Annotated in this window: 21 protein-coding genes and 2 riboswitches; of the genes, 9 read left to right on the top strand and 12 right to left on the bottom strand. The window is 63.5% G+C overall.

What is annotated here, in order from left to right; translation table 11 throughout:
• The first annotated feature begins 19 nt into the window (after positions 1-19).
• Entirely contained in the window at positions 20-601 is a 582-nt protein-coding gene (locus V1294_RS08425) for a DUF1036 domain-containing protein (RefSeq protein WP_108514147.1), read from the top strand.
• Positions 598-2,034: a pyruvate kinase gene (gene pyk / locus V1294_RS08420; RefSeq protein ID WP_334496337.1), complete on the top strand. Its 1,437-nt coding sequence runs from the start codon at positions 598-600 to the stop codon at positions 2,032-2,034. The genes V1294_RS08425 and pyk overlap by 4 nt, the downstream gene beginning before the upstream one ends.
• A gap of 54 nt (positions 2,035-2,088) precedes the next feature.
• Here the strand turns inward: pyk and V1294_RS08415 are convergent, their stop codons facing one another.
• The 6 genes from V1294_RS08415 to V1294_RS08390 form a co-directional block, all read right to left on the bottom strand.
• Positions 2,089-2,514 (bottom strand): OsmC family protein, encoded by a 426-nt coding sequence (locus V1294_RS08415; protein ID WP_334496335.1) that lies wholly within the window; start codon positions 2,512-2,514, stop codon positions 2,089-2,091.
• A gap of 84 nt (positions 2,515-2,598) precedes the next feature.
• Complete coding sequence (locus V1294_RS08410) at positions 2,599-3,273, bottom strand: TetR/AcrR family transcriptional regulator (RefSeq protein WP_108514149.1); 675 nt, start codon at positions 3,271-3,273, stop codon at positions 2,599-2,601.
• A 272-nt stretch (positions 3,274-3,545) separates the two neighbouring features.
• Complete coding sequence (locus tag V1294_RS08405; RefSeq protein WP_334496333.1) at positions 3,546-4,769, bottom strand: glycosyltransferase family 87 protein; 1,224 nt, start codon at positions 4,767-4,769, stop codon at positions 3,546-3,548.
• 251 nt (positions 4,770-5,020) lie between these two features.
• A complete protein-coding gene (locus tag V1294_RS08400; protein WP_334496331.1) occupies positions 5,021-6,151 on the bottom strand; it encodes a ribonucleotide-diphosphate reductase subunit beta in 1,131 nt (376 codons plus the stop codon).
• 26 nt (positions 6,152-6,177) lie between these two features.
• A complete protein-coding gene (locus tag V1294_RS08395; protein ID WP_334496330.1) occupies positions 6,178-9,081 on the bottom strand; it encodes a ribonucleoside-diphosphate reductase subunit alpha in 2,904 nt (967 codons plus the stop codon).
• Between the two features lie 116 nt (positions 9,082-9,197).
• Positions 9,198-9,413: riboswitch (cobalamin riboswitch) on the bottom strand.
• 138 nt (positions 9,414-9,551) lie between these two features.
• Entirely contained in the window at positions 9,552-10,973 is a 1,422-nt protein-coding gene (locus V1294_RS08390) for a short-chain fatty acyl-CoA regulator family protein (RefSeq protein WP_334496328.1), read from the bottom strand.
• A 134-nt stretch (positions 10,974-11,107) separates the two neighbouring features.
• Between V1294_RS08390 and V1294_RS08385 the strand changes: the two genes are divergently transcribed.
• From V1294_RS08385 to V1294_RS08360, 6 genes are all read left to right on the top strand, one after another.
• Positions 11,108-11,539 carry an acyl-CoA thioesterase gene (locus tag V1294_RS08385; RefSeq protein ID WP_334496326.1) on the top strand — a complete coding sequence of 144 codons (432 nt, stop codon included), beginning with the start codon at positions 11,108-11,110 and terminating at the stop codon, positions 11,537-11,539.
• Entirely contained in the window at positions 11,536-13,089 is a 1,554-nt protein-coding gene (locus V1294_RS08380) for an MmgE/PrpD family protein (RefSeq protein WP_334496324.1), read from the top strand. Before V1294_RS08385 ends, V1294_RS08380 begins: the two co-directional genes overlap by 4 nt.
• An 11-nt stretch (positions 13,090-13,100) precedes the next feature.
• Positions 13,101-14,273 (top strand): bifunctional 2-methylcitrate synthase/citrate synthase, encoded by a 1,173-nt coding sequence (gene prpC, locus V1294_RS08375; RefSeq protein WP_334496322.1) that lies wholly within the window; start codon positions 13,101-13,103, stop codon positions 14,271-14,273.
• A 10-nt stretch (positions 14,274-14,283) separates the two neighbouring features.
• Positions 14,284-15,204, top strand: a complete 921-nt coding sequence (gene prpB, locus V1294_RS08370) for a methylisocitrate lyase (RefSeq protein WP_334496321.1) — start codon at positions 14,284-14,286, stop codon at positions 15,202-15,204.
• A gap of 103 nt (positions 15,205-15,307) precedes the next feature.
• Positions 15,308-15,522: riboswitch (cobalamin riboswitch) on the top strand.
• 110 nt (positions 15,523-15,632) lie between these two features.
• Positions 15,633-18,017, top strand: coding sequence for a 5-methyltetrahydropteroyltriglutamate--homocysteine S-methyltransferase (metE, locus tag V1294_RS08365; RefSeq protein ID WP_334496319.1), 2,385 nt, complete (start codon positions 15,633-15,635; stop codon positions 18,015-18,017).
• A gap of 196 nt (positions 18,018-18,213) precedes the next feature.
• Positions 18,214-18,411 carry a hypothetical protein gene (locus V1294_RS08360; RefSeq protein WP_108514159.1) on the top strand — a complete coding sequence of 66 codons (198 nt, stop codon included), beginning with the start codon at positions 18,214-18,216 and terminating at the stop codon, positions 18,409-18,411.
• 20 nt (positions 18,412-18,431) lie between these two features.
• Here V1294_RS08360 and V1294_RS08355 read toward each other — a convergent pair whose 3' ends face one another.
• The 4 genes from V1294_RS08355 to ybgF form a co-directional block, all read right to left on the bottom strand.
• Positions 18,432-19,637: an ABC transporter substrate-binding protein gene (locus V1294_RS08355; protein WP_334496317.1), complete on the bottom strand. Its 1,206-nt coding sequence runs from the start codon at positions 19,635-19,637 to the stop codon at positions 18,432-18,434.
• 183 nt (positions 19,638-19,820) lie between these two features.
• The gene (ftsH, locus tag V1294_RS08350) at positions 19,821-21,743 is read right to left on the bottom strand and encodes an ATP-dependent zinc metalloprotease FtsH (RefSeq protein ID WP_108514160.1); all 1,923 of its coding nucleotides are present in this window, start codon (positions 21,741-21,743) and stop codon (positions 19,821-19,823) included.
• Positions 21,744-22,009: 266 nt separating this feature from the next.
• Positions 22,010-23,044, bottom strand: a complete 1,035-nt coding sequence (gene tilS, locus V1294_RS08345) for a tRNA lysidine(34) synthetase TilS (protein ID WP_334496315.1) — start codon at positions 23,042-23,044, stop codon at positions 22,010-22,012.
• A gap of 50 nt (positions 23,045-23,094) precedes the next feature.
• Positions 23,095-24,243, bottom strand: coding sequence for a tol-pal system protein YbgF (gene ybgF / locus V1294_RS08340; protein ID WP_334496314.1), 1,149 nt, complete (start codon positions 24,241-24,243; stop codon positions 23,095-23,097).
• A gap of 181 nt (positions 24,244-24,424) precedes the next feature.
• Between ybgF and V1294_RS08335 the strand changes: the two genes are divergently transcribed.
• A complete protein-coding gene (locus V1294_RS08335) occupies positions 24,425-25,297 on the top strand; it encodes an alpha/beta fold hydrolase (protein WP_334496312.1) in 873 nt (290 codons plus the stop codon).
• A 46-nt stretch (positions 25,298-25,343) separates the two neighbouring features.
• Here the strand turns inward: V1294_RS08335 and pal are convergent, their stop codons facing one another.
• Both pal and V1294_RS08325 read right to left on the bottom strand, forming a co-directional pair.
• On the bottom strand, positions 25,344-25,835 hold the full coding sequence (pal, locus tag V1294_RS08330; RefSeq protein ID WP_108514164.1) for a peptidoglycan-associated lipoprotein Pal: 492 nt from the start codon (positions 25,833-25,835) through the stop codon (positions 25,344-25,346).
• Positions 25,836-26,167: 332 nt separating this feature from the next.
• Positions 26,168-26,908 (bottom strand): N-acyl amino acid synthase FeeM domain-containing protein, encoded by a 741-nt coding sequence (locus V1294_RS08325; protein WP_334496310.1) that lies wholly within the window; start codon positions 26,906-26,908, stop codon positions 26,168-26,170.
• Positions 26,909-26,980 lie beyond the last annotated feature (72 nt).

Below are 26,980 nucleotides of genomic sequence, written 5' to 3'. Positions count from 1 at the left end.
TTTGATATAGCTTCACTGCATGACCGCAAAAGATTCTCGATGCCTGACCTCCCTCTCCGCTCGCATGACGGCCGGCCTGATGCCGATGCTCGCGTTGGCGGCGACGTGCCTGTGGAACAGTCCGGCGGCAGCCGATTTCCGGCTCTGCAACAACACTTCCAGCCGGGTCGGCATTGCGCTGGGCTACAAGGACCCCGAGGGCTGGACCACCGAAGGCTGGTGGAACGTGTCATCGCGCAGTTGCGAGACGCTGCTGCGCGGAACTCTTGTCGCCCGTTACTATTACATCTACGCGCTCGACTATGACCGCGGCGGCGAATGGTCGGGACAGGCCTTCATGTGTTCGCGTGACAAGGAATTCACCATCAAGGGTACCGAGAATTGCCTGGCGCGCGGCTACGACCGCACCGGGTTCTTCGAGGTCGACACAGGCGAACAGCGAGCGTGGACCGTGCAACTGACCGAAGCCAACGAGCAACCCGGGCAGCGCGTGCCGGGAATTCCGGGAACAATGGGACCGGGCGGCCCCGGCGGGGTTCCCGGCCTGTCCAATCCGCCAAGCGGACCGGGTCTGCCGCCAGCCCCGGCGCCCAAGCAATGAGACGGCTCCGTCGTATCAAGATCCTCGCAACCCTCGGCCCGGCATCGTCAGACAGCGCGATGATCCGGAAGCTGTTCGAGGCCGGCGCGGACGTATTCCGCATCAATATGAGCCACACGCCGCACGACAAGATGCGCGAGCTGGTCTCGACTATCCGCAATGTCGAGTCGAGCTATGGCCGCCCGATCGGCATCCTGGTCGACCTCCAGGGACCGAAGCTGCGGCTCGGTGCCTTTGCCGAAGGCTCCACCCAGCTCAAGAACGGCCAGAGTTTTGTGCTCGATTCCGACAAGACGCCGGGCGACAACAGCCGCGTGCAGTTGCCGCATCCGGAAATCCTCGCCGCGCTTCGACCGGGCCATGCGCTGCTGCTCGACGACGGCAAGGTGCGCCTGATCGCCGAGGAAACTTCGAGCGAACGCGCGGTGACGCGGGTGGTGATCGGCGGCAAGATGTCGGACCGCAAGGGCGTCAGCCTGCCCGATACCGACCTTCCTGTTTCGGCGATGACGCCGAAGGACCGCGCCGACCTCGAAGCGGCGCTGGTGACCGGGGTCGACTGGATCGCGCTCTCCTTCGTGCAGCGCGCCGAGGACGTTCACGAAGCCAAGCGGATGATCCGCGGCCGCGCCGCCGTGATGGCCAAGATCGAGAAGCCGCAGGCGATCGACCGGCTCGGCGAAATCATCGACGCCTCCGACGCGCTGATGGTGGCGCGTGGCGATCTCGGCGTCGAACTGCCGCTGGAGCGGGTGCCGAGCCTGCAGAAGCAAATGACGCGGATGGCGCGCCGCGCCGGCAAGCCGGTGGTGATTGCGACGCAGATGCTGGAATCGATGATCCAGGCGCCGGTACCGACGCGCGCCGAAGTCTCCGACGTCGCGACCGCCGTCTATGAAGGCGCCGACGCCATCATGCTGTCGGCTGAATCGGCCGCCGGCAAATTCCCGGTCGAAGCGGTCTCGACCATGAACCGCATCGGCGAGGAAGTGGAGCGCGATCCGACCTATCGCTCCGTGCTGACGGCGCAGCGGTCCAACCCGGAGAATACGGTTGGAGATGCCATCGCGGACGCCGCGCGACAGATCGCCGAGACGCTGGAATTGTCGGCGATCATCTGCTGGACCTCCTCGGGCTCGACGGCGATCCGCGTGGCGCGCGAGCGGCCGAAGCTGCCGGTGGTGGCGATCACGCCGAACCTTGTCACCGGCCGCAAATTGTCCGTCGTCTGGGGCGTGCATTGCGTGGTGGCCGAAGACGCCCACGACCAGGACGACATGGTCGATCGCGCCGGCTCCATTGCTTTTCGTGACGGTTTTGCCAACGCCGGCCAGCGCGTGATCATCGTCGCCGGCGTGCCGCTCGGCATCGCCGGCACCACCAACATGGTGCGCATCGCCAATGTCGAGCCGGAGGGCGCGGCGAAGAAGTGACGGTGTACGTGCGCCGGGGCGCGCGCAGGCGCGAACCCGGAATGACAACGCCAATTACTGCAGCGTCGCGTCCAGCGTGATCTTCGTGTTCAGCAATTTCGACACCGGGCAGCCGGCCTTGGCCTTGCCCGCCAGTTCTTCGAACATCGCCTTGTCCGCGCCCGGGATCTTCGCGTTCAGCGTCAGATGCACGGACGTGATCGCAAAACCATCGCCCTGCTTTTCCAGTGTGACGTCGGCCTTGGTTTCCATGTGTTCGGCGGTGAGCTTGGCTTCTCCCAAAATCAGCGACAGCGCCATGGTAAAGCAGGCGGCGTGCGCGGCGCCGATCAATTCTTCCGGATTGGAGCCGGGCTTGCCCTCGAAGCGGCTGGCGAAGCCGTAGGGGTAATCGCTGAGCGCGCCGCTCCTGGTCGAGATCGCGCCCTTGCCGTCCTTGATGCCGCCCTGCCATTTGGCGGATCCTGATGTCGTCGTCATCGCATGCTCCTGATCGCGGTTGAACCCGTCGATAAGCCGCAGCGTGGCAAATGGTTGCGACACAGGCGTGTCGAACAGCCGGGTTCAGGCCCCGACCAGCGCTTTCGCCGGCAGTACCGCCTGCACCACGAGGCCGCGGGCGCGGGCATCCATCACGCCGACGGCGCGCAGCGCCAACAACGTGACGGTTTGCACGGCGTCGCGCAGCTTCGCGGAATCATCCAGGTTCTCGGGCGCCAGCGGGCCGACCAGCGATTCATGCAGCGCGCCGAGCAGCGCGGTGGCGGCAAGTGCCGTATCCTGCGCCGGCAGATGGCCGGCGCGCACCGCGGCGTCGATTCTGGCGGCAATCTCGCCGGAGATTTCACGGCGGCTGGCAAGCCGCGACACCGAGACGTCGACATCGACCGGTTCGGCCAGAATGCCCCAGGCGAGCTTGCGTTGTGACAGCACATGCACGGCCACCGTGGTAACGGCGGCAGCCAGTGCCGAGGACGGCCCGGGAGCGGCATCCGCCGCGCGGCGGATCGCCGCCAGTTCGTCGCGCGACACTTCGGCGATCAATTCGGAAATCAGCTCGGCCTTGGAGGGAAAGTAGCGGTAGACGGTGCCGGCCGCGACATTGGCGCGGACTGCGACCGGAGCAATCTGCACCGCCGCCATGCCGCCTTCGGCCGCTGCGTCCCGCGCCGCCGCCAGGATGGCGCTACGCCGCGCCGCCAGCCGCTTTACGACCTGATGGGTTCGCCGATAGACCATGGCGCGTCGTCCGTCCCCGGCGCGCTCTCGAGCCCCCGTGGAGCCTGCCAGAACACGCACACCTTCAACATCTTGAGCGATAAACGTACTCATCGCTTTGAAGAAGTGAACAACTATTCACGGCTGATGACAAGACGGTTTTCAGCGTGTTTCGGGAAGGATTTGCCGGCCAAGGCGCTAGCGAATGCCGCGTTGTGGGCGGCGTTCATCAAATAGCCAGCGGTGATTTCATGCCCCCTGCGCATGATATTGCCGCCATCGCCTCACGCCATTCACGCGCCGGCCGCAACCAGCTTTGGCACCGGCTCATGCCGCCACCACGATCCGGCTCGGCGCAGGACCAGCGTGGACACGACCAGCGTGGCGCCAAAGCCGGTCGGAATACCCGTGAACATATAGCAGCCGATGAGAGCGACGACGGCGCCGAGCGCCGGGAACTCGTAGGTGCGAAAACCGGTCTTCAGTCCGACGCGGACCATGAAGGCGATCGGGATCGCCAGCACCATCATGTCGTACATGAAGAGATAGGGCGTGGTCAGCAGCGTACCGGCGGCAAGCGCTGCGGCCTTCAGCGTGTAGGGCACGCGGCTTCGCCACATCAGCGCCAGCACCACGGCCACGGAGGCGGTGAGAACCCACTGGAATGCCCAGCCGAGCGGCTCGGTGCCGCCGAAGTAACGCACCATCGAGAAGATGCTTTGCAGCTTCCACCATGGGGCCTTGCCTTCGGTCAGGAAGGCTTGCGAGAATTTCGGCATCCAGTGGAAGAACGCCAGCCAGCTCTCGATGCCGAAGGCGAGCCAGGAAGCGGTGGCCAGCACGACCGCCGTTACGCCGGCGCTGATGAACACGCGCCAATGCCCGGCTGCGATCAGCATGATCGGAAACAACAGCCCGTATTGCGGCTTGTACGTCAGAAGCCCGAGGCAGATGCCTGCCAGCACCGGGCGTATTGGAATCAGATAGAGCGTACCGCCGATCAGCGCCGCGGTGAGGAATCCGTTCTGCCCGACCAGCGCATTAATGAACGCCATCGGAATGGCGAGCGCGAGCAAATAGCCGAAGTTGCGGCCGACGATCGCGCGCATCGCGACAACAAAGGGCAGAAAGCTGACCACAACCCAGCCGATAAAGGCGAGTTGATAGGGAAGCTGTGCCAGCAACGAAGCGACGAACAGGAACGGCGGCGGATAGTGCCAGGCAAAATAGCCGACAAAATCCTGACCGAGTTTTGCGACCTCGACCTGCTTCTGGATGTCCCAGTCATAGGCCTGAGCCGGGACACCATCGAGCACCAGGCGGCCGGCCGCCCAGACGTTGATGAAGTCGGTCGGGATGCCGAGGCCGTCAGCATTGTAAACCCACCAGTGCGAGAAATACGCCGACAGGCAAAGGGTCACGTTCGCAACCGCCAGCACCAGACAGACCCTGACGAGCCACGCGGGAATTGCAGTTTGCTCCGGTGCGGGCCTGAAGGTGGAGTGAGAGGCGGCCATGCGAGATCCTTGCTCGGGCGCCTGTCCCAAAGCGCACGCCCCTAAAGCAATAGACCGGGCCGAATTGAGGAAATCTTAAGTTTTGACGCAGCAACGGCAGTTTTTGTTGTCGTCCCTACGAACGCAGGGACCCATACCGCGTGATCTATCGATAACGCCGTATGGCAGACGCCTGCTTACACAACTACGTTCGGCGGTTATCGGTCCCTGCGTTCGCAGGGACGACCTCTGAGGAGTGCAACAAGTAACCCCTACTCCCAGCTCAGCGCCCCGCCGTTCTGATATTCGATCACCCGCGTCTCGAAGAAGTTCTTCTCCTTCTTAAGGTCCATCGCCTCCGACATCCATGGAAACGGATTTTCGGTTTCGTCGAACACCCGCTGTAGCCCAAGCTGCGCACAGCGGCGGTTGGCGATGAAGTGCATGTAGCTCTCGCACAACGCCGCATTCAGGCCGAGGAAGCCGCGCGGCATGGTGTCCCGCCCGTAGGCCGCTTCCAGTTCGGCCGCCTCACGCACCATGGCGCGGACCTCGTCCTGAAAGGCTTTGGTCCACAGATGCGGATTCTCGATCTTGATCTGGTTGATGACGTCGATGCCGAAGTTCAGGTGAATCGATTCATCGCGCAGGATGTACTGATACTGTTCGGCGATCCCGACCATCTTGTTGCGGCGGCCGAGCGAGAGGATCTGGGCGAACCCGGTATAGAACCACATGCCCTCGAAGATCACATAGAACGCGACGAGATCGCGCAGGAACGCCTGGTCGGCTTCCGGCGTCCCGGTCCTGAAATCGGGATCGTCGAGGTGCTGGGTATGCTTCAGCGCCCACGCCGCCTTGTCAGTGATCGACGGCACCTCGCGGTACATGTTGAACAGCTCTCCCTCGTCGAGGCCGAGGCTTTCGACGATGTACTGGAAGGTGTGGGTGTGAACGGCCTCCTCGAAGGACTGCCGCAACAGATATTGCCGGCATTCCGGATTGGTCAGATGGCGGTAGATCGCCAGCACGATGTTGTTGGCGACGAGGCTTTCGGAAGCCGCGAAGAAGCCGAGGTTTCGCTTGATGGCGCGGCGCTCATCCTCGGTCAGGCCGTCGCGCGATTTCCACAGCGCGATATCGGCCTGCATCGAGACTTCGGTCGGCATCCAGTGATTGTTGCAGCCGGCGAGGTACTTTTCCCATGCCCATTTGTATTTCAGCGGCAGCAATTGATTGACGTCGGCGCGGCAGTTGATCATCCGCTTGTCGTCCACGGACACCCTGCCGCCGCTGCGGTCGATCGTGCCGAGGCCGGTTTGATCGGCCGCAACAGTGGTTTGCGCCACCAAGGGAAGTGGCATCCGGCGCAGGGGCGCAGCGGGTTCTGACCAGTCGAGCATTGTCGTTTCCTTCTCTTCTTGTCTGCTTACTGGCAGGCTTCGCATTCGGGATTGTCGATGGAACATGCCACCGCGCCGGACAGGTCAGGCGCCGTGATGGCGGACGGGACGATGATCGGCGCGGCCGACATCGCAGGTGCAGCCGCAACGGCGTTGAGCTTGCCGTCGGTGCCCCGGAGCGTGGATTTTTCGACATGCGTCGCGCTGCGCGAGCGCAGATAATAGGTCGTCTTCAGCCCGCGCGCCCAGGCCAGCCGATAGAGCGCGTCGAGCTTCTTGCCTGAGGGATTGGCGATATAGAGGTTAAGCGACTGCGACTGGTCGATCCATTTCTGCCGCCGCGAGGCCGCCTCGATCAGCCAGGCACTGTCGATCTCGAAGGCTGTGGCATAGAGCGCCTTGAGGTCGTCCGGAATGCGATCGATGGTGCCAACGCTGCCGTCGAAATATTTGAGGTCGTTGACCATCACCTCGTCCCACAGCCCGCGCGCCTTGAGGTCGCGGACCAGAAACTCGTTCACCACCGTGAAGTCGCCGGACATGTTGGATTTGACATAGAGGTTCTGGTAAGCGGGTTCGATCGACTGCGCCACGCCGCAGATGTTTGAAATCGTTGCCGTCGGCGCGATCGCCATCACGTTCGAATTGCGCATGCCTGATGATTTGACGCGCTCGCGCAAGTGATCCCAGTCAAGCGCCATGCCGCGGTCCATCGCAAGGCCGCCGCGGGCTTCCGCCAGCAGTTCGATCGAATCGATCGGCAAAATGCCCCGGCTCCACAGCGAGCCGTCAAACGACGGATAGCGCCCGCGCTCGGCCGCCAGATCGACGGAGGCCGAGATCGCATAGTAGGAGATCATCTCCATGCTGGTATCGGCGAAGGCAACAGCCGCATCGGAAGCCATCGCGATCCGCAACGCCTGCAGCGCATCCTGGAATCCCATCAGCCCGAGACCGACCGGGCGGTGCCGCAGGTTCGAGCGGCGCGCTTCCGGGATGGTGTAGAAATTGATGTCGATGACGTTGTCGAGCATCCGCATCGCGATGGCCACGCTGCGCTTCAGCCGCGGCTCATCCAGCCGCCCTTCCCGCACGTGGTTGAGCAGATTGATCGAGCCGAGATTGCAGACGGCGGTCTCGTCGTCGGAGGTGTTGAGCGTGATCTCCGTGCAGAGATTCGAGGAATGAATCACGCCGGCGTGGCGCTGCGGCGAGCGCAGATTGCAGGGGTCCTTGAACGTGATCCAGGGATGCCCGGTCTCGAACAGCATGGTCAGCATCCTGCGCCAAAGATCCGTGGCGCGAACCTGCTTGAACACCCGGATTTCGCCGCGCGCCGCCTTCGCTTCATAGAACGCGTAACGCTCGGCGAACGCCGTGCCGTAGAGATCGTGCAGATCGGGCGTCTCGTCCGGCGAGAACAGCGTCCATTCGCCATCGGCCTCGACGCGCTGCATGAACAGGTCGGGCACCCAGTTCGCGGTGTTCATGTCATGGGTGCGGCGACGGTCGTCGCCGGTGTTCTTGCGCAGGTCCAGAAATTCCTCGATGTCGATATGCCAGGTTTCGAGATAGGCGCAGACCGCGCCCTTGCGCTTGCCGCCCTGGTTGACCGCGATCGCGGTATCGTTCGCCACCTTGAGGAACGGCACCACGCCCTGGCTCTCGCCGTTGGTGCCCTTGATGTGGGCGCCTAGCCCGCGCACGCGGGTCCAGTCGTTGCCGAGCCCGCCGGAATATTTCGCCAAGAGCGCGTTGTCCTTGACCGACTTGAAGATGCCGTCAAGATCGTCGGCAACGGTGGTAAGGAAGCAGGACGACAATTGCGGTCGCAGCGTTCCCGAATTGAACAGCGTCGGCGTCGAAGCCATGAAGTCGAACGACGACAGCAGGTCGTAGAACTCGATAGCGCGTGCCTCGCGGTCGATCTCGCGCAGCGCAAGGCCCATCGCGACGCGCATGAAGAACGCCTGCGGCAGTTCGATGCGGTTGCCGCGTTCATGCAGGAAATAGCGGTCATACAGCGTTTGCAGCCCCAGAAACTGGAACGCCAGATCGCGCTCCGGCTTCAGCGCCGCGGCGAGCTTCTTCAGGTCGAACCGCGCCAGATCGGGATCGAGCAGCTCGGCCTTGATGCCGGTCTTGATGTAGGCGGGGAAGTATTCGCCGTAGCGTACCGCCATATCGGCCTGCGACGCGCTGGTCGGCGCACCGAGCACGAACGACAGCACCTCGGTGCGCAGCTTGTCGAGCAATAGCCGCGCGCTGACATAGGCGTAGTTCGGCTCCTGTTCGACCAGCGTGCGCGCAGCCATGACGGACGCCAGCGCCAATTCATCCTGGCTGATGCCGTCATAGAGATTGCGATGGGTCTCAGTGAGCACTGGAGCCGCCTCGACGCCATCGAGGCCAGCACACGCCTCGTTGACGATCAACACCAGCCGCGCCGTGTCGAGCGGAACTTTCGTCCCGTTCGCCAGCGTCACATGCAACAAAGGTCCGGTTGACGGCTTGGCCGATTTGGCCGCTTCCTGCCCGGCGCGCTGCCGCGTTCGCTCCTCGCGATACAGCACATAGGCGCGCGCGACCTTGTGGTGCTCGCTGCGCATCAAGGCCAGTTCGACTTGGTCCTGCACGTCCTCGATATGAAAGGTGCGGCCCTCGCTCATCCGGCGCGACAGCGCGCCGACGACTTCGTCGGTCAGTTGCTCGACGATTTCATGCACGCGGCGGGAAGCGGCCGCGCCATGCCCCTCGACCGCGAGGAACGCCTTGGTCATCGCGACCGAAATCTTGCTGGCATCGAATTTCGAAACCGTGCCGTTGCGGCGGATCACCTGCATTGGAGGCGCGGCTGATGATTCAGAGCGCAACGCGAGAAAGGGAGCGGCTTTGGCTTCGGGAGAAACGAGTTGAGAAGATTGCGACATCGGCAGACCCCGTAGTGTTGTTGGGGCTGGATGTCTTGGGGCGACGCTGCATTGGATGCCCGGCGGCAAAGCACCGGCATGATTCTGCAAGCGGCCGCCGGACACCCCGCCCGTGGACGTTTTTTGGTGTCGCGGCAGGTCTCCTGGCTCGCAGGTCGGCGTCGTACCCGGTCTTCCCAATGCGTGGCCGCATCAGTGACGTGAAATCGGGAACAACTCACTGCTTACAGTTGCGGGGGCAGCGTCGGATTCTCGCAAAACACGCGATACACCGACTTCCCTCTTAGCCACCAAATCTTGCGATAGGGCGGGCCGTGACGGCTATATCTGGTATTATTCGGGCCGGAGTGTCAATGGGGCGCTGGAGATCGACGATCAAAAAAAATTTCCGCAGGGGGATGAAAAGCATGGGAAGCTGATTCTTTCTCCGCTTGAAAAACGTTTTCCCCGCTATTCCAGCCGCGTTCAGCTCATGACGTCGCATAGGGCGCGAAGCGGGACCGCGTCTCGTCGATTCGCAAGGCCCGGCCGACCGGCGGAAATGCGCGCTGCGGACAGTCCGGCCGTTCGCACACCTTGCAGCCCATGCCGATCGGCGTCGCCAGTGACGGATCGATCTTGAGACCCTGCGAATAGACGATTCGCTCCGCATGGCGAACATCGCATCCCAAGGCGACCGCAAACGTCTTGGCGGGCGCGCCGTAGCCCCCGCTGCCGTGCGACACTGTGCGGGCAATCCAGAGATAGGTTCGTTCATCGGGCATCCGCGCCAATTGCGTCAGGATACGCCCCGGGTTGGCGAAGGCCTCATAGACGTTCCACAGCGGACAGGTCCCGCCGACCCGCGAAAAATGGAAGTCGGTCGCCGATTGGCGCTTCGATATGTTTCCGGCGCGATCGACACGGATGAAGAAGAACGGAACGCCCCGCGCATTATGGCGCTGCAGGGTGCTCAGCCGGTGACAGATCGTTTCAAAGCCCACGCCGAACCGGTGACTGAGCAACTCGATGTCGTAACGACACCGCTCCGCCTCGTTGAGGAAAACGGAGTAAGGCAGGATCAGCGCACCGGCGAAATAGTTCGCAAGGCCAATGCGGGCGAGGCCGCGCGATTCGTCGCTGGTGAACTTGGCGTTGTCGACGATCGAACGTATCGCCTCGTCCAGTTCCAGAATGGCGATCTGCGTCGCGAGCTGAAACGCCTGCTGGCCCGGATCAAGGCTCGGCGACAGCCGCAGCGTTCGTGTGCGGCCATCGAACAGGCGCTGTGTTCCCGATCCCAGTTCGTCAATCACGTCGATCAGGACAGTCACGCCATGCCGGCTTTCGAGATACGACACCAGGCCCGGCGTCATCCGCCCGACAGGCAATTCCAACCGGCCGGCGATCGCTTCCGCCGCATCGTCGAGCTCGGCAATGTGGTTGTGCTGCAGATAGAAGAAGTCGCGGACTTCCTCGAACGGCGTAGACGGCAGTACCGCCGCAGCGGCCTGACGGTCGTCGCCGAGCCGCGCGGAGATGGCCGCATATTGCTCGGCGGCATGGCGGTATTTGCGGTTGAGGTTGATCAGCGCGCGCCCGACCGCGGGCATGTTCTGCGCGAGTTCGCGAAGTTCAGCGATAGCGATCGACTCTCCTAGCGAAGGATCCGCCAGCGCCTCGCGCAAGTCCGAGATCAGGCGCGCCTCGTCGCCCTCGGCGAACGACTGCACGTCAAGGCCGAACACCGAATTGAGCGCCAGCAGCACCGGCACGGTGAGCGGACGCTGATTGTTTTCCAGTTGGTTGAGGTAGCTGAGCGAGATCCCGAGTTTGCCGGCAAGCGCCGCCTGCGTCAGGCGCTGCTCCTCACGCAGTCTTTTCAACCGCACGCCCATGAAGGTCTTTTTCATCGCACCACCTTCGCAAACTTTGCAAATCGACCGGCTCTTCTTCGCAAGACTACGCTTTTTCAGCCATTTCGACGGCGCACATTTGTAGATATTGCGAAGTCGGTACGGAAAGACAAGTCGTCCGGAGCAGGAAAATGCATTCAGCGGCGTCGCCAAACCTCCATCCCGACGAGACCCGGTTCGTGGAGATGGTGTTTCCAGAGCAAGCCAATCATTACGGCACGCTGTTCGGCGGCCATGCCCTGAGCCTGATGGGCAAGGCGGCATTCGTCACGGCCACGCGGCACGCGCGCCAGAGCGTGGTGATGGCGACATCTGACAGAATCGAATTTCACGAGCCCGTCCATGTCGGCGAACTCGTCGAGCTCGTTGCCCAGGTCGTACGGGTCGGGCGCAGTTCCATGACGGTCGCCGTCGACATGATCCGCGAAGATTTGATCAGCGGCCGGCGGAAATCCGCGGTGCGCGGAACGTTCGAAATGGTCGCGGTGAACGAATTCGGCCGGCCGGTCCCGATCGCGCAACCAGCCATGACCGATCCAATCCAGAAGGAAGCTGCGTCTTGAAACAGCATAGCGTTCGTACGTTCAAATCGGCCGATCATTTGCCGCGCGCGGGGCAACTGGCCTGGAAGATCGCTGAGGTGGCCGCCGACCCGGTCGCCGTCGACAGCGACGTGGTAGAGATGCTGGGCAACCGCATCATCGACAACGCCGCCGTCGCTGCGGCCTCGGTCGCGCGGCGTCCCGTTGTCAGCGCGCGAACGCAAGCCGAAGCGCATCCGTTCCAGCCGGGAGCCACGGTGTTCGGATTGGCTCAGTCGCAGCGGATTTCGCCGGAATGGGCCGCCTGGGCTAACGGCGTCGCCGTCCGCGAACTCGATTTCCACGACACGTTCCTGGCGGCGGACTATTCGCATCCCGGCGACAACATTCCGCCGGTGCTGGCCGTCGCCCAGCACTGCGGGCTGACGGGCGCGGACCTCGTTCGCGGGCTGGCTGCGGCCTACGAAATCCAGGTCGATCTCGTAAAGGGCATCTGCCTGCACGAGCACAAGATCGATCACATCGCCCATCTCGGCCCGTCCGCCGCCGCCGGGATCGGCGCGCTGCTCGACTTGCCTGCCGAGACGATCTATCAGGCCGTTCAGCAGGCGCTTCACGTCACCACGACGACGCGGCAATCGCGCAAGGGCGAGATCTCGAGCTGGAAGGCCTATGCGCCGGCCTTCGCGGGCAAGATGGCGATCGAATCCGTCGATCGCGTGATGCGCGGCGAAGGCGCGCCGTCACCCGCCTATGAAGGCGAGGACGGTTTTATTGCCTGGCTGCTCGGCGGGCCGAGCGCGGAATACGCGGTGCCGCTGCCGGAAAAGGGCGAACCCAAGCGCGCTATTCTCGACACTTACACCAAGGAGCATTCGGCCGAATATCAGAGCCAGGCCCTGATCGACCTGGCGCGCCGGCTCGGACCGAAAATCGGCGATCTCTCGAAGATCGAGAGCATCATCATCCACACCAGCCACCACACCCACTATGTCATCGGCACCGGCGCCAACGATCCGCAGAAGATGGACCCGAAGGCGAGCCGCGAAACGCTCGACCATTCGATCATGTATATTTTCGCGGTCGCGCTCGAAGACGGCGGCTGGCATCACGAGCGATCCTATGCGCCCGAGCGCGCGGGCCGCGAAACGACGGCCGCGCTGTGGCGCAAGATCTCGACGGTCGAAGACCCCGCATGGACCCGCCGCTACCACAGCCACGATCCGAAGGAAAAAGCGTTCGGCGGCCGCGTCATAGTGAAGCTGAAGGGCGGCTCCGTCATCAGTGACGAAATTGCGCTGGCTGACGCGCATCCGCTGGGCGCCCGCCCGTTCAGGCGGCCGGACTACATCCGGAAATTCCGCAACCTGGCGGAAGGCCTGATCACCACGACCGAGCAGGATCGCTTCATCGCAACGGTGGAAAGACTGGCGTCGTTGAAGGCGGGCGAGCTGACCGACCTCACGTTTACGGTCGATCCAAAATTCCTCGGCGCGACATCGACGCACGGCATTTTCGACTGGCGCGACGCCGCTCCGGTCACAGTCCAGCGCGCCGCCGGCAACCGATAAGGGAGATTGAGATGACGGACATCAAGCCTTCGCCCAAAAAATCGGTCGCGCTATCAGGCGTGATCGCCGGCGACACCGCGCTGTGCACGGTTGGCCGCACCGGAAACGACCTGCATTATCGCGGCTACGATATTCTCGATGTCGCCGAAAGCTGCGAGTTCGAGGAGATCGCATATCTTCTCGTTCACGGCAGCCTGCCTACGCTGTCGGAGCTTCGAAACTACAAGGCCAAACTGAAGGCGTTGCGCGGGTTACCTTCAGCGGTGTTGCAGACGCTGGAGTTGCTGCCCGCCGCGGCACATCCGATGGACGTATTGAGAAGCGGCGTCTCCGCGCTCGGCTGCATCCTTCCCGAGGCCCATGATCACAATCAGTCCGGCGCGCGCGATATTGCCGACCGGCTGATGGCCTCGCTTGGATCGATGCTGCTCTACTGGCACCACTATGCCCACCACGGCCGCCGGATTGACGTCGAAACCGACGACGATTCGATCGGATCGCACTTCTTGCATCTGCTCCATGGCAGGAAGCCGCCGCCATCGCACGAGCGCGCGATGCATACCTCGCTGATCCTCTACGCAGAACACGAGTACAACGCCTCGACCTTCACCGCGCGCTCGATCGCAGGCACCGGCTCGGACCTCTACTCCGCGATCACAGGCGCGATCGGCGCACTGCGCGGGCCGAAGCATGGCGGCGCCAACGAGATCGCGTTCGAAGTGCAGAAGCGATACGGCGATACGGACGAAGCGGAGGCCGATATCCGCCGGCGCGTCGCGGCCAAGGAGGTCGTGATCGGCTTCGGTCACCCGGTCTACACCATCGCCGATCCACGCAACAAGGTGATCAAGGAGGTTGCGCGCCGCCTGAGCATCGAAAGCGAGAGCACCCGCATGTTCGAAATCGCCGACCGGATCGAGGCCGTCATGGCCGATGCCAAGAACATGTTCGCCAATCTCGACTGGTTCAGCGCGGTCTCCTATCACGCGATGGGCGTGCCGACCGCGATGTTCACACCGCTGTTCGTGATTTCGCGAACATCGGGGTGGGCGGCGCATGTGATGGAACAGCGCGTCAACAACAAGATTATTCGCCCGGCGGCGAATTATATCGGTCCGGAGAACCTGAAATTCGTGCCGCTGCATGAGCGTGGCAAGACAGCGACCACCCCGCGCGCCGCGTAAGGAGGCAAGCATGGTATATCTCCTGGGTGCTGATCTGGCCGACAAGCCGGCCGGGGCTCGCTTCCGCGAGCTCCTGGACAAACCGGGCATTCTCCAGATGCCGGGCGCGCATAACGGAATGGCCGCGCTGCAGGCCCGCGACGCCGGCTTTTCCGCGCTCTATCTGTCGGGCGCGGCGATGACGGCGTCGATGGGCCTGCCGGATCTCGGCATTATCACGATCGAGGAAGTTGCCTTCTTCATCCGCCAGGTGGCGCGCGCTAGCGGCCTGCCGGTGCTGGTCGATGGCGACACCGGCTATGGCGAAGCGCTCAATGTGATGAACATGGTGCGCACCTTCGAGGACGTCGGCGCTGCCGCCGTTCACATCGAGGACCAGTTGCTGCCGAAAAAATGCGGCCATCTCAACGACAAGAAGCTGGCGGACGCGCGCGACATGGCCGCCAAGGTCGCTGCCGCCGCCAAGGCGCGGCGTCATCTCTATCTGATCGCAAGAACAGATGCCGCGGCGAACGAAGGCATGGACGGCGCGGTGGCGCGCGCCAAACTCTATCTGGAAGCGGGAGCGGACGCGATCTTCCCGGAAGCGATGATCTCGCGTGAGATGTTCGAGGAGTTCGCCAGGCGCGTTCCCGGCGTTCCGCTGCTGGCGAACATGACCGAGTTCGGCAAGACGCCGTTCTTCACCGCATCCGAGTTCGAGGCGATGGGTTATCGCATGGTGATCTGGCCGGTGTCGTCGCTCCGCGTCGCCAACAAGGCCCAGCAGAATCTGTTCGCCGCCCTCAAACGCGATGGCAGCACCCGTGAGATGCTCCACCAGATGCAGACGCGCGCTGAGCTGTACGCAACGATCCGGCTGCACAACTACGAGGCGCTCGACGCCTCCATCGTCAAAACCATCGTTCCCACCGGCATGCCGCAGAGGTGAACCATGTAGCTATCGCGCTTCGATCGGAATGACGTTCATCGAATGATGGCAGAGAGCGCAGCGGGGGACGACCGATCTCGTATTGACTGAGATCGCCGTTGACCTTAACTGAACCCGTCGTGGTTCTTCGGGCTCGTTCGGCCCGAAGCTAAGAGGGAAGCCGGTGCGGCCGAAAAAGCCAAAGCCGGAGCTGCCCCCGCAACTGTAAGCGGCGAGCCGCTGTCCAACAAAGTCACTGAGACCACAATTGGTCTCGGGAAGGCCGGACAGCAGCACTGACCCGCGAGCCAGGAGACCTGCCTCGACAACATACACGTCCTCGGGCGGGGTGTCCCGGTGGTGCGGTTGCGGTTCCGCGCGCGCTTCCCGCCACGCGGAATCCAGACGTGTCACTTCGGCCTTTGCCCCCAACTTTTGGGGTTAAGCCAATGTCTTCTGCATCGTCATCTTCTACATCGTCTACTTCCACAGTCTCCACTTCTGCGCTTCCCGTTGCCTCCCTCGGCACGCCGCGTATCGGCCCGCGCCGCGAGCTGAAATTTGCATTGGAAAGTTTCTGGTCCGGCGCCTCGGACGAAAAAGCCCTGATCGAAGCCGGCGCCGGGCTTCGCGCCGCTAACTGGGTGCGACAGAAAAAGCTCGGCGTCAGCGTGATCCCGTCGAACGATTTTTCGTTCTACGACCAGATGCTCGACACGTCAGTGATGGTCGGCGCGATCCCTGAAATCTATCGCTGGAACGGCGGCCCGGTCCCGCTCGCGACCTATTTTGCGATGGCTCGCGGCGCACAAGGCAAAGCGAACGAGGCGAGCTGCGGCCATACGCATCACGGGCACGATGCAGCCAACGGCATGCCCGCGCAAGAAATGACAAAATGGTTCGATACCAACTACCACTACATGGTGCCTGAACTAGCGAAGGATCAGCAATTCACCCTCGCCTCGCGCAAGCCGATCGAGGAATACGAGGAAGCCAAGGCGCTGGGCTATCAGACCCGCCCCGTGCTGGTCGGGCCGGTCACGTTTCTCAAGCTGGCGAAAAGCAAGGATACCGGTTTCAATCCGCTGTCGCTGCTCGACCGGTTGCTGCCAGTTTACATCGACGTGCTGCGCGAATTGGCCTGCCGGGGCGCCGAATGGGTGCAGATCGACGAGCCATGCATGGTGCTCGACCTCGACATCATCGCGCAGCAGGCGCTGCATTACGCCTATAGTGAGATCGCCAACGCGGTGCCGCAACTCAAGATCATGCTGGCGACCTATTTCGGCGGGCTTGGCGGCAACCGCGATACCGCGCTGGCGTTGCCCGTCGCCGGCCTGCATCTCGATCTGGTGCGCGCGCCGGATCAAATCGACGGCCTCGCCGATTTTCCGGATAACCGCGTGCTGTCGATCGGAATCATCGACGGCCGCAACATCTGGCGCGCGGATCTGGTCCGGATCCTCGACCGGCTTGAACCCGTGATCGCGAAACTCGGCAAGGACCGTGTGCAGATCGCCCCCTCCTGCTCGCTGCTGCATGTCCCGATCGATCTGGCGCTGGAAACGGGGCTCGATTCTGAAATCAAGAGCTGGCTGGCGTTCTCGGTGCAAAAGCTCGAGGAACTGACCACGCTCGGAACGGCGCTCGCCGGTGGCCGCGGAGCGGTCGAAGCCAGCCTGAAAGCTTCAGACCAGGCCGCCGCCGCGCGCAAGGCCTCGCCGCGAATTCACGACGCGAAGGTCGCGGCGCGCATCGCCGGCATTGACGCCGCGATGCGTCGCCGCGCCAGCGTATTCACTGATCGTGTCGGCGTTCAGCACGAGCGCTTCAACCTGCCGGCGTTCCCGACCACGACCATCGGCTCGTTCCCTCAGACGGCCGAAGTCAGGAAAGCCCGCGCCGCGCACGCCAGCGGTGCCCTGACGGATGAAGTCTACAAGGTCTATTTGCAGGACCAGACGGCCCGCGCGGTGCAGTGGCAGGAAACCATCGGCCTCGACGTGCTCGTGCATGGCGAGTTCGAGCGCAACGACATGGTGCAGTACTTTGGCGAGCAGCTCGCGGGCTTCGCCTTCACCACCCACGGCTGGGTGCAGTCCTACGGATCGCGCTACGTCCGTCCGCCGGTGCTGTTCGGCGACGTCTCGCGCCCGAAGCCGATGACAGTCGAGTGGTGGCAGTACGCCCAGTCGCTGACGAAGAAGCCGATGAAGGCGATGCTGACCGGTCCTGTCACCATCCTGAACTGGTCCTTCGTTCGCGACGATATGGCGCGCAGCGAGGCCTGCCGCCAGATCGCGCTCGCGATCCGCGATGAGGTGGCCGATCTCGAAGCTGCCGGCGCCGGCATGATCCAGATCGACGAGGCGGCATTGCGCGAAGGCTTGCCGCTGCGCAAATCCGAATGGAAGGCCTATCTCGATTGGGCCGTCGACGCCTTCCGCCTCTGTTCCTCCGGCGTGCGCGACGAGACGCAGATCCACACCCATATGTGCTACTCGGAGTTCAACGACATCATCAACGCGATCGGCGCGATGGACGCCGACGTGATCTCGATCGAGACTTCGCGCTCGAAGATGGAATTACTCGACGCGTTCAGGGACTACCGTTATCCGAACGAAATCGGCCCCGGCGTCTACGACATCCATTCGCCGCGCGTACCCGATGTCGGCGAGATGACCGCCCTGCTCAGGCTGGCGCGCAAGCGGCTCTCCGACGCCCAGATCTGGATCAATCCCGACTGCGGATTGAAGACCCGCAAATGGGAAGAGGTGCGGCCCGCGCTCGTCAACATGGTCGCGGCGGCTCGCGAATTGCGGGCGTCGGCCTAGCGCGAGAAGCGTCGCGCCTCTAGTCGGTTGCGGAGGGTGGGCAAAGGCGCACTTCGCGCCGTGCCCACCATCAACCCTCCGCATGCAATGGTGGGCACGCGGAGCCTGTCATCGGGCGCGCATTCGCGCGACCCGGTGGCTTTGCCCACCGCACGACTTTCTTTATGATTATCGCGGGAGATCGAAGGAGACCGCCATGCGCTTCTGGATTGAATGTACGAGGTTCGAGACGGGGCAACCCATCCACATCAATATCGCGCTCGTCGGCAGCATGTCACGCGACGGCGAGCGCACCGTTCTTGCCTTTGTCGGCGGCGACGGGGAGACGATCGAAGTGGTAGAGACGCCGGAGCATATCCTGGCCGTGCATCTTGGCGCCCCGGCGAAGGCATAACTCACCTGGTGGCGGCAACCTCAATTCCCCGTCTGCAATTCCCCAAAGCGCTCCCAGGTCTTGCCGTTGAACCGCATGAACTGCATCTGGTCGACCGGCACGTGGTCGGTCGGTGAGGTATTGACCTTGATGCCCGGCAGCAGCATCGGCAGTTCCAGATCCTTGATCGAATAGGCCTGCTTTAAAATGTTCTCGGTCGACAGATCGTTGCCGCAGGCCTTCAGCACGGCCTCCAGCACCATGGCGCTGTTATAGGCGTTGACGTAGTTGGTGTCGTGCTGGTCGCCGTCCGGAACGTATCTTGTCATGAATTCCCGCCAGCCCTTGACGCCTGCATCGTCCTTCCAGGCGGGATCGTCGGGATCCTTGACATAGGCGGTGGAGAGAATGCCGGTGCCGGCCTCGACGCCTGCCGGCTCCATCACGGTGGAAATCCACACCGCGACGTTGGAGAGGAAGGTCATCGGCCGCCAGCCGATCTCGAACGCCTTGCGGATCGATTGCGCAGCGAACTTCGGTGTGGCCGCGATCAAGAAGACATCGGCGCCGGAGGCCTTCAGCTTCACGATCTGCGAGTCGATGGTCGGGTCGGAGATTTCGTAGGTCGCGCCGGTGACGACGGAATCGTATTTGTCGCCGAGCACGTCCTTCAGACCCAACAGATAATCGCGGCCGTAATCGTCATTCTGCGAAATCACGGCGAATTTGGCATTCGGATTCTTCGAAAGCGCATAGCGCGCATAGAGCCGGGCCTCGTAGCGGAACGGCGCCTGCACGCCGACGGTCGCCTGCGGAAACTGCGCGATGTCGGCGAATTTCGAGGCGCCGGAGGCCAGGAACAGTTGCGGGATATTCTTGCCCTGCAGATATTTCGCGATCGCGGTGTTATGCGCGGTGCCGATCGAGGAGAAGATCAGCGCGACCTCGTCGCTTTCGACCAGCCGCCGCGTCTGCTCCACCGTCTTCGGCGGCGCGTAGCTGTCGTCGAGCGAGATCAGATTGACCTTGCGGCCATTGATGCCGCCGCGCTCGTTGACCATCTTGAAATAACCGACCTCGCCCTTGCCGAGCGCGCCGAACGCCGACACCGGCCCGCTATAGGGCATGGTCTGGCCGATCTTGATTTCGGTTGCGGTGACGCCGCGCATTTCGGCGGCGGTTGCGGGAAGCGCCAGGAACACCAGCGCGCCAAATCCTGCGAGCAAACGCACCGTTTCGCCTCCCATGGTTTCGCCTCCCATGCGTGGGCGCTGGGCCAATGGCCGCGACAGGCGCGGTTTGGCCGACGCTCTCTCTTGTGGCGCAAACATGCCATGGCGTTCCGAACCACGCCATGGCTAACGATGACATCCGCGACATAAAAAAACGCGGCGTCACCGCCGCGTTTTCTATTCAGGTGCAGTCCGCTCTTACGCCTGCGGCTGCGGCTCCAGGCCGGGGTCCGGATCGGGACGCGGGCGCGGCTTGCCGGCGGGGGGCACGGCAGACGCCCGCGGCGTGCTCGGCTCCAGCACCGACTCGCGGTTCGGCTTCTTGCCGTTGAGCAGGTCGATGATCTCGTCGCCGGAAAGCGTCTCGAACTCGAGCAGCCCCTTTGCCAGGGTTTCGAGGTCTTGGCGCTTCTCGGTGAGGATACGCGTGGCTTCGTTATAGCCCTCTTCGACAAAACGCCGGATCTCGGTGTCAATCTTCTGAACCGTGGCTTCCGATGCGTTCTGGGTGCGGGATACCGACATGCCGAGGAACACCTCGTCCTGGTTTTCGCCGTAGGACACGGTGCCAAGGGCTTCGGACAGACCCCAGCGCGTTACCATCATGCGCGCCAGTCGCGTTGCCTGCTCGATATCTGAAGAGGCGCCGGACGTAACCTTCTCCTTGCCGAAGACCAGTTCCTCCGCGACGCGGCCGCCCATCATGATCGCCAGCCGCGACGTCATCTGCTCGAGCGACATCGACAGCTTGTCGCGCTCGGGCAGCTGCATCACCATGCCGAGTGCACGGCCGCGCGGAATGATGGTCGCCTTGTGGATCGGGTCGGTTGCGACGACGTTGAGGCCGACGATGGCGTGGCCGCCCTCGTGATAGGCCGTCAGCAGTTTCTCTTCCTCGGTCATGACGAGCGATTTGCGCTCGGCGCCCATCATCACCTTGTCCTTGGCTTCCTCGAACTCGGCCTGCGTCACCATCCGCTTGTTGCGGCGGGCGGCGGTCAGCGCCGCTTCGTTGACGAGGTTCATCAGGTCGGCGCCGGAGAAGCCCGGGGTGCCGCGCGCGATGGTCTTGAGGTTGATATCCGGCGCCAGCGGCACCTTGCGAACGTGAACCTTCAGGATCTGCTCGCGGCCGACGACGTCCGGGTTCGGCACCACGACCTGACGGTCGAAGCGGCCGGGACGCAGCAGCGCGGGATCCAGCACGTCGGGCCGGTTGGTGGCCGCGATCAGGATCACGCCTTCGTTGGCCTCGAAGCCGTCCATCTCGACCAGCAACTGGTTGAGCGTCTGTTCGCGCTCGTCATTGCCGCCGCCCAGACCCGCACCGCGATGACGGCCGACCGCATCGATTTCGTCGATGAAGATGATGCAGGGCGCATTCTTCTTGGCCTGCTCGAACATGTCGCGGACACGGCTTGCGCCGACGCCGACGAACATTTCGACGAAGTCCGAGCCGGAAATGGTGAAGAACGGCACGTTGGCTTCGCCCGCGACCGCGCGCGCGATCAGCGTCTTGCCGGTGCCGGGAGGGCCGACCAAGAGCACGCCGCGCGGAATACGTCCGCCGAGGCGCTGGAATTTTCCGGGATCGCGCAGGAATTCGACGATCTCCTGCAGGTCCTGCTTGGCTTCGTCGACGCCAGCTACGTCCTCGAAAGTGACGCGGCCATGGGCCTCTGTCAGCATCTTGGCGCGCGACTTGCCAAAACCCATCGCCTTGCCGGCGCCGCCCTGCATCTGCCGCGACAGGAAGATCCACACGCCGATCAGCGCGATGAAGGGCAGCCAGGAGACGAGCAGCGACACGAACCACGGCACGTTGTCGCCGGGCGGCTTCGCAGTGATCGAGACCTTGCCGTCATACAGGCGCTTGACCAGCGTCGGATCGCTCGGCGCATAGGTCTGGAACGAGGAGCCGTTGGTAAAGGTGCCGTGGATTTCCGGCCCCTGGATCACGACGTCGCGAACGCGGTTCTGGTCGACCTCGCTCAACAGCTGCGAAAACGAGATGTCCTGTGAGGACGTGCGCTGACCCGGATTCTGGAAAAGCGTGAACAATGCCAACAGCAGCAAGACAATTATGACCCAGAGGGCGAAGTTGCGCAGATTGGCGTTCATCGATCTTCCTTCGTGGTCGCGCGGATCGCGGCCTTATATCCTTGGCAGTAACCCTTGAGTATTCTTTGGGTAGTGAGGCGAGAATCCCCGGTCCACTGCACCCAATCTAGGTGGCGCCCGGGTCAATGCCAAGGGAACCACACGGGACTATTTAACGCATCTTAACGCGATTCCCGGTCAAAAAATGACGCAAAAGCCGAGGTTTTTCCGGGGTGGTTAAGGCTCTTCGTCCCGATATCGCGGATATTGCGCTGTGGCAACGCTTCTCACGCCCGGTTGCCCCTCCGCGGCGGTGCTGGATCGACGTGAATTCGGCCCGCGATCAGGCTGATTGCCGCCCCGGCCAGCGTCTGTTTCAGCCTTGTTTGCTTCGCGCCATTCGCAATGGCCCGGTCCAGCACCGCCAGCAGCGCTTCGACCTTGCCGAGTTCCGCAGGCCCTTCGTGACCGGCCCGGTCAATCGCGCGCTTGAGCAGCCGAAGCCGGATTTCCTCGGGCAGGCCGGCAAACGCCCCGGCATCGAATCCGAAGCGCGAGGCATCATCGCGATCTCTCAGGGCGAGATAGCGCTCGGCGCCGTCGGCCAGCACCTCGATCGCGGCATTCGCCCGCGCTAGCCTTGTTGCCAGCCGCGCCAAATTTCGGCTGTCGCCGCCCTCCTCGATCAAGGCCGGCATCAACGCGCGCAGCCGCGGCCGCGTGAAGCTCATGTCGCGATTGGTGGGATCGTCGGCAAAGGCGATCTTCGCCTTGCCCAGCGTCGCAACGAGGCGGGATTTTGGAACGTCGAGCAACGGCCGCGCCAGCCACGCGCCCTCACGCTCGGTCTCGCGCGCCATCGCGGCAAGACCGGCGATGCCGCTGCCGCGCAGTATCCGCATCAACAGCGTCTCGGCCTGGTCGTCACGGGTATGCGCGGTCAGGATGTGCGTGGCGCCGCTCGCCCGCGCGGCTTTCGCCAGCAGGCGATAGCGCGCTGCGCGGGCCGCGGCCGGCAAGCCGGTCTTCGGTTTGGGCCCGGTCCAGCGCAGCGTGCGATGGGGCACATCGAGCGTATGTGCGAGACGCTTGACGTCGCGCGCCTCGCGCGCGGCCTCCGGTCGCAAGCCGTGGTCGACGGTAACCGCGATCAGTCGCGGCCCGCGCGAAAGCGCACGACGCCAGCGCGCCGCAAGCCACATCAGGGCCAGCGAATCCGGGCCGCCGGAGACCGCCAGCACGATGGCAGGCGCGGCCTTCCAATGTGCGAACAGGTCTTTCGCTTGCTGTACCGAGATCGGCGCGTGGTCGTCGTCAGGCATGGCATCGCCAGTCTATTCGAGGCCGATGGCGGCCTCGACCGGCTTCCGCTTTAGCACTTAACCCGCTTCTGCTCACGATCGACGGCGGCCTTCACGCCAGCCGATGCGCGCGGATATTTCCGCGTCACCTCGCCGAGCGCGGCGCAGGCGGCTTCCTTTTCCTTCAGCGCCGCCAGCGACTGACCGAGCCGCAGCAGGGCGTCGGGCGCCTTGCCCGACTTGTCGAACTTGGTGGTCACGCCGAGGAACGCTTCGGCGGCGTCGCGATATTGCTGGCGCTGGAAGTAGCTTTCGCCGAGCCAGTATTGCGAGTCCGCGATCAAGGGATCGCTCGGATATTTCTGCGCAAAGTTCTTCATCGTCTCTTCGGCCAGCGCATAGTCCTTGCGCTGCATGTAACCGATGCCGAGATCGAATTCGTCCTTTGACGTGGCCGAGGGCGGCAGCGTGGTCAGCGCGGCGCTGGCGCCGGGCCCGGGGCCGCGCGGTGGCGGTGCGGCTGCGGCAGGCGGCGCCAAGGCGCCACCGGGATCGCGCGGCCCGCCGAGATTGAGCGGCTCGCCTGGCGCGCGCCCGCCCGGCGCGCCGATCGACGCCTCGTTTCCGATCGGCATCTGGCCGCCGCCAAGCGCACGCGGCGCGCCGGGGGCGTTGGGGTTCTGGCTGGGATCGAAGGCATCGCCGCGACGGCGGCCTCCGGCCTGCGGGGCTGCCGGGTCCTGCACGATCGGCGCGGGCGCCGCGATCTGCGGCTGCTGGTCGTAGCCGGGTTGGGCCTGCGGATAACCCTGCTGCTGGCGAGCCCCCTGCTGCGGATAACCTTGTTGCGGATAGCCCTGCTGCCCCTGCGGCGGACCAAGCTGAACCGGAGGCGGCGCCGCGGCCACGTTGGGCTGCGCACCCGGGGGCTGGCCGCCTGGCGCCGGCGGCGCCGCGCCGAGCTGGCGCAGCCGATCCTCAAGCTGCCGGTTGCGGTATTGCAACTCCTCATTCTGGCCGGTCAGTTGCCGGAGCTGATTTTCCAGCCGCTGGATCCGCATTTCCAGGTCGGCGTCGTCAGACTGCGCTTGGACCTGCGGGGAGCCCTGCGGAGAACGCTCCCACGGGAACGTGATCTGTGCGGACGCGGTCTGCACAGACAAAGCCAGCATCGCGGCAATCGCCGCGGCACCGGAAGCATTGAGGAGTCTGGATGACATTTTGCCCTGACGACGAAAATCACGTGTCAAACGAAAGCAGAACACTATTGAGATAGGGAGTACGCCAGAATTGTGACTGGCATTTCCGATTCGGTTCACTGAATTCGGTATGGTTTAGTATCCCCTTCAAGACAAGCCGCCGGGCCCGGCGGAGCGGTCACAAATCGATGGAGATCCGCTCATGCACGTATCCGTGAACGGGGTGCGGCTGTTCTTCGATATCGAGGGCGCGAAGCTGGTTCCGGACGGGCCGGTGATGCGGGAAAAGCCGGTGCTGGTGATGCTGCATGGCGGCCCCGGCTTCGACCATTCGATCTACCGGCCGGCCTATTCCGCCCTGGCCGACATTGCCCAGATCGTCTATCTCGACCACCGCGGCAACGGCCGTAGCGAGAACGGCCCGCGAGAGGGCTGGACATTGGCCCAATGGGGCGACGACGTGCGCGCGTTCTGCGACACGCTCGGCATCGTCGATCCGATCGTGCTGGGCGCCTCGTTCGGTGGCATGGTCGCACTGGCCTACGCCACGCGCCATCCAAGCCACCTCTCGAAACTGATCCTGATCAGCACCGCGGCCGCCGGCGACGAATATCTGGAGCGGCGGGTCGAGCTGTTCGAACGCTTCGGCGGACCGGAGGTCGGCGCGCTGGCGCGGCGTCGCCTGTTGGAGGAACAAGGCCATCCAGACCAAGCTTCGGTGCAGGCCTGGGTGCGACTGGCGATGCCGCATTACACGCGCATCCCGCGCGATCCGGACATGGCGCGCCGCGCCGTCAACCGGCCGGAGGTGCTGCAATGGTTCACGCGGCCCGGTGGCGAGAGCCACAGCTACAACTTCTTCCCCGAGCTGGATCGCATCCAGTGTCCGACGCTGGTGCTCGGCGGCGAAGATGACCCCATTCACCCGATCGAGAGCCAGGCCGACATCGCAGCCGCGCTGCCGCCGCATCTGGTGCGGTTCGAACGGTTCGTCGACTGCCGGCACGCCTGCATACAAGACGCGCCCGAGCCCACACTGGCCGCGATCCGCCGCTTCATCATGAGCCCAAAATAAAACCGGCGCCCGAGGGCGCCGGCTGTTGAACTCTGCGTGGCTAACCTCAGGCGCCGGCGTTCAGCACCGTGACGGCGCGGCGGTTCTGCGACCAGCAGGAGATGTCGTTACAGACCGCCACCGGACGCTCCTTGCCGTAGGAGATGGTGCGCATGCGGTTCGGATCGATGCCGCGCGAGGAAAGATAGCTGCGCACCGACTGGGCGCGGCGGGCACCGAGCGCGATGTTGTATTCGCGGGTGCCGCGCTCGTCCGCATGGCCTTCGATGGTGAAGGAATAGCGGTTGTAGGTCTGCAGCCACTGCGCCTGCTTCTCCAGCGTGGCGATCGCCTGCGGGCTCAGTTCGGTCTGGTCGCTCTCGAAGAACACGCGGTCGCCGACATTGACCACGAAATCCTGCTGGCTCCCCGGGGTTGCCGCGCTCGCCATCGCGCCATCGGCGCCGACGTTGTTCTTGGCGCAGGCGCCCATCGACAGCGCCACCGCGACCACAGCCGCCAGCTTCCATCCCTGGAGGATGCGCATCTGATATTTCATTCCGGAGCCTCCACGCTCACGTTTTTCGACTGTTATCCGGTCTACAGGTCGATGGTTAAGCGAACGTTCCGTCAACCTTGATGGAACCTTGCCAGACCCGATCAAATGCCGACAAACCGTGAAAAGCGACCGCGATAGTTAATGGTTTGTAAATGTGGCGCGACGGTGAAGGCAAGTGCGCACCGGGCCGAAGTCACTAGATTTAGGGCTTTGTCATGGACATCGGGGCGAAATGCCCGGCGCCGGGGTGAGGAGCCGATGACGAGCCTTGATGATGAGCGGGCCCGGGGCGGCTGATTCTACCCGCCTCCTTCTACCCGCCTCCCACCGGTTCAGGAACTCGGGACGATCGAGGCAGGCTCGAAGGAGGTAACCACCGCATCGAATGACGAGGGCCGCCCGCCGCCGCGGTCGAAGAGTGTTCGCCGTTCGAAAGCGCTCGAACGCAGAAACGGATAGCGGGCCAGAACCCTGTCACGCACCGTCGGCAAATGCGCAGCCATCAACCCGACAGGCTTGACGAGGCCCGGATATGATCGCGGCTCGCACCAGGTTTCATGCAGGAACACGCGCCGGTAGAACGCCTGATGCTCGGGACGCACGATCGCCAATCCATAGTCGGCATTGAAATAGACGCCGGCCATGGAGCCCAACCTGACAGTTACGTAGGGAAGCTCTGGAAAGTTTCGCGCCTTTTCGGGGTCGGCAACGAAGCGCGTTGAATCGATAATGACCTTTCCCTTGTCAAGTTCGGGGTGGAGGACCTCGCCAAACAGCTCGACTGAAGGCGACATCCGCCATTCGGACGTCAGCACGCTCACGCGAATTGAGCTGTAGAGCTCACCGTGAAAATAGACGCCGAAGGTCCAGGCGTTGGGAGCATCTTCATATTGATCGATCACGCGCCCGTCAGCCGAAGGCTGGATAGCCCCCTCGCGAAGGTAGGCCCGGTAGCGGAGCCTGTAGATCTCGTCCTTTTCTTCGGGAGTCTGCGCCAATCGATAGTCGACTTGATCTAGCGGGTCGGGACTCCGTCCCAAGGCCATGGGGCGTGCTTCGGCCGGGGACCTCATCCTGTACTCCTTACGCTTCCAAGCAACCTCTGCGAGCGGCTGAATGATTAACAGCTTGTTAACAAGATTGCA

This window comes from Bradyrhizobium sp. AZCC 1678, assembly GCF_036924765.1.
Taxonomy (GTDB): Bacteria; Pseudomonadota; Alphaproteobacteria; order Rhizobiales; family Xanthobacteraceae; genus Bradyrhizobium; species Bradyrhizobium algeriense.
This window is presented reverse-complemented; position numbering and strand designations above follow the sequence as displayed.